3 protein-coding genes and 1 pseudogene are annotated in these 2580 nt (G+C 61.8%); 1 reads left to right on the top strand and 3 read right to left on the bottom strand.

Features of this window, described 5'->3' with window-relative positions; translation table 11 throughout:
* Window positions 1–944: pseudogene (locus VQ044_RS24635) on the bottom strand (GTP-binding protein); the annotation flags it as partial.
* A gap of 8 nt (window positions 945–952) precedes the next feature.
* Window positions 953–1300 carry a hypothetical protein gene (locus VQ044_RS24630; protein ID WP_327650392.1) on the bottom strand — a complete coding sequence of 116 codons (348 nt, stop codon included), beginning with the start codon at window positions 1298–1300 and terminating at the stop codon, window positions 953–955.
* A gap of 422 nt (window positions 1301–1722) precedes the next feature.
* On the opposite strand from VQ044_RS24630, the gene VQ044_RS25965 reads away from it, so the two are divergent.
* Window positions 1723–2214 (top strand): hypothetical protein, encoded by a 492-nt coding sequence (locus VQ044_RS25965; RefSeq protein ID WP_442880762.1) that lies wholly within the window; start codon window positions 1723–1725, stop codon window positions 2212–2214.
* A 16-nt stretch (window positions 2215–2230) separates the two neighbouring features.
* Here the strand turns inward: VQ044_RS25965 and VQ044_RS24620 are convergent.
* The coding region (locus tag VQ044_RS24620) for a transposase (RefSeq protein WP_331827857.1) at window positions 2231–2580 on the bottom strand (350 nt) is incomplete at its 5' end.

Genomic DNA, 2580 nt, shown 5'->3' with positions numbered 1-2580 from the left:
GCTGCGGTCGTGGGGACGGAGCATGATCGGCGATCAGGCGCAGCAATTGGTCGACGGAGAAGTCGCGCAGAGCGCTGCCGAAGATCACCGGCGTCAGGTGCCCTTGCCGATAGGCGTCTTCGTCAAAGACTGCATATCCTTCCTTTGCAAGTTCCGCACTCTCCCTGAAGGACCCAAGGACGTGTTCGAAGAGGTGGTTGCGGAGCGACTCGTCGTGGATGCCCCGCATGGCGAGAGTGGTGTCGCAGCGTCCGTTCCGGATCTCGGAGGACAAAAGATATTCGTCGCTAGACAGGTCGTAGCAGCCGTGGAAGTCCGAGCCCATTCCCACCGGCCAGACGATTGGCGCCACACTCAGCGCCAGCGCTTCCTCGATCTCGTCGAGCAGCTCGAACGGGTCGCGACCCTCGCTNTGGCGCCACACTCAGCGCCAGCGCTTCCTCGATCTCGTCGAGCAGCTCGAACGGGTCGCGACCCTCGCTATCCACCTTGTTGACGAAGGTGATGATCGGGATGTCGCGCAAGCGGCAGATCTCGAACAGCTTGCGCGTCTGGCTCTCGATGCCCTTGGCCGCGTCGATCACCATGATTGCGCTGTCGACGGCCGTGAGCGTGCGATACGTGTCCTCGGAGAAGTCGCTGTGGCCTGGCGTGTCCAAGAGGTTGAAGGTGACGCCCTCGCGCTCGCACGTCATGACGGACGAGGTCACGGAAATCCCGCGGTTCTGCTCGATTTCCATCCAGTCGGACCGGGCGCGCCGGCGCTCGCCCTTCGCTCGCACCGCTCCTGCCATAGTGATGGCGCCACCGGCCAGAAGCAGCTTCTCGGTCAGCGTCGTCTTGCCGGCGTCTGGATGCGAAATGATTGCAAATGTGCGGCGGGCCCGGTGGGCTGACCCCACCGGCTCGGGCGAGATCAAGTCGGTATTGCCGCCACGTTCCAGAACGGCGCTCACTGCTCGGCTCTCCAGCCAGTAACGAACTGGCCCGCCTCGCTGCATAGCAGATCGACATCGAGCTGCGTGCGCGGCTGCAGGAATACCGTTTCGTTAATCGTGCGTAGGCTGGCTCGACCCGAGCCAAAGGTGGCGAGATATTCTTGGATGGCTTCCACGGTTGCGATCGAGATACTCTTGCGCAGCCGGCACTGGAGCATCGACGAATGCCGAACGGGGTCGCCCTCCCGCTCCTCGGCTGGCATCGGACCAAAGCCGGCTGCAGTCAAGTTATCATAGTTCTTCCCGTCGGAGACGCCGATCTCCAGAACGATCTCATCGGGTTCGAAGGCAATGTCGGTCATTCACGCTCCCATGGTTCGAGGACGAGCGTTGAAACGCGCAACGAGAGGCCGACCGGGAAGAACCCCGGCGACGCGATGCTCGGACCGGCATCCCCTCAATAGCCGCAACGTTTGCGACCTCGAGCAGGATGACGGTTTGCCAAACGATGCGGATCGCATCGCCAGCAAGCACGCTTCCCCGCTCTTCGGGAAAAGGCCGACCACCTGATAAGGGTGTGCGGAGAATGAGAGGCTTCAGCGCCAATGCGCTTCGAGTGCCTTCGCGGCCAACTATAGGCGCGGTGACGACCGTTGTGTAGCCCCGCCATCTGAATTTGCAGGGAAGCAGGTGCCGACGGAGCCGAAAATGCTGCAAACCGCAGTTATCGCCTCAATCGGAACGAAAGGATTCGTCGGCATTCTTCGCCCATGTCTCTTCGCCCATGTCTCTTCGCACAATCGCAAAGACCTCGGCGCTCACTCTCGTCGCAGCCGCGATGGCTACAGGAGTCTCCTGGATCTCGACGCAGCTCTCGATCCTCGACGAAGGTTCTGGGCGCGAGATCCTTCTGCCCTTTCTTGTCGCATTGATCGTCTCCCCCTGCTTCCTGTTTCCCTGGATCAGCACCACGCATCGTCTGCAGAATGCCCAGCGCGAACTTGTGCGCCTCGCACGAACCGACATGCTGACAGGTTTAGCAAACCGATGGGCGTTTTTCCCCGAGGCGGAGGTGATCCTGGCGGATCGCACGACAGACAGTGTCTTTGCCGTCCTGATGATGAGCTATGGCCGATTTTGGGTGACGCGGCTTGATCAAGCGGCGCGGTTGTCGGCGCTCTGCGTGGCGACGCCGTCGGTGAATGTGACGCCCTCGATGACCATTGGCAACTGGTTTGCGCCCTTCAGACGGCGCCATGTTTTCGCTGCGGCCTGAACGAGCTTGAACACCATCAGCTTCGCCGTCTTCTGAGACAGCGCGCCCNGACCATTGGCAACTGGTTTGCGCCCTTCAGACGGCGCCATGTTTTCGCTGCGGCCTGAACGAGCTTGAACACCATCAGCTTCGCCGTCTTCTGCGACAGCGCGCCCTTGGTCCGCACGGTCCGGTGCCGGACGGTGGCGAACACGCTCTTGATCGGGTTGCCCGTGCGCAGGTGATCCCAATGGTCGGCCGGGAAGTCGTAGAAAGCCAGCAAGGCGTCGCGGTCCTTGATCAGGCAAGTCACTGCCTTCTCGTACTTGGCCCCGTATTTCTCGGTGAAGGTGTCCATGGCGGCCTCGGCGGCGGCGCGGGTCTCGG

The sequence above is a fragment of the Aurantimonas sp. C2-5-R2 genome, assembly GCF_036549495.1.
Classification (GTDB): Bacteria; Pseudomonadota; Alphaproteobacteria; order Rhizobiales; family Rhizobiaceae; genus Aurantimonas; species Aurantimonas coralicida_A.
Note: the sequence above shows the minus strand (reverse complement) of the source record. Positions and strands in the feature narration are given on the sequence as shown.

Coding starts and splice junctions, on each gene's coding strand:
- VQ044_RS24630 (WP_327650392.1), bottom strand. CDS start 1,300: ATGACCGACATTGCCTTCGAACCCGATGAGATCGTTCTGGAGATCGGC.
- VQ044_RS25965 (WP_442880762.1), top strand. CDS start 1,723: ATGTCTCTTCGCACAATCGCAAAGACCTCGGCGCTCACTCTCGTCGCA.